The sequence below is a fragment of the Nocardia cyriacigeorgica genome (assembly GCF_010858045.1).
GTDB lineage: Bacteria > Actinomycetota > Actinomycetes > Mycobacteriales > Mycobacteriaceae > Nocardia > Nocardia cyriacigeorgica_E.
The window spans coordinates 1-344 of record NZ_JAAGVC010000191.1 but is presented as its reverse complement, the minus strand read 5'-3'; the positions used below and the strand labels follow the sequence as shown (position 1 = coordinate 344).

Annotated in this window: 1 protein-coding gene; it reads right to left on the bottom strand. The window is 66.9% G+C overall.

The genetic code is table 11. From position 1 onward, the window contains the following. Positions 1 to 108: 108 nt before the first annotated feature. Positions 109 to 344, bottom strand: a 236-nt coding sequence (locus tag GV790_RS30830; protein WP_163818062.1) for an ATP/GTP-binding protein, incomplete at its 5' end; no start/stop codon positions are given.

Here is a 344-nt window from a genome sequence, read left to right as displayed (position 1 = left end):
GCGTGAGAACGCCGAGATCAGCAACTGACCTCGGGCCTACGCGGCGACAGAACACATATCAGCATCGAAGGCCGTCCCTGCGGGGGCGGCCTTCCTCGTGTCCGGAGCTCAGGACCAGCGGCGCGTGATGCCCCGGGTCCGCCGACCGTTCCAGCAGCCGCGATGCCAGTGCCTGCGGTCGTGCTCACCGCCGTAAGCCGGCCAGGCGACGATATGTGCGACCCCAGGCACGATCTCGTGATCACAGCCGGGGCAGCGGTAGGTCTTGATCGCCCGTGTCCCGGGAATCGTGCGCACCACATACATTTCGTTGCCGGGTCCCGGCTCCGTGCGCCCGAAAACAT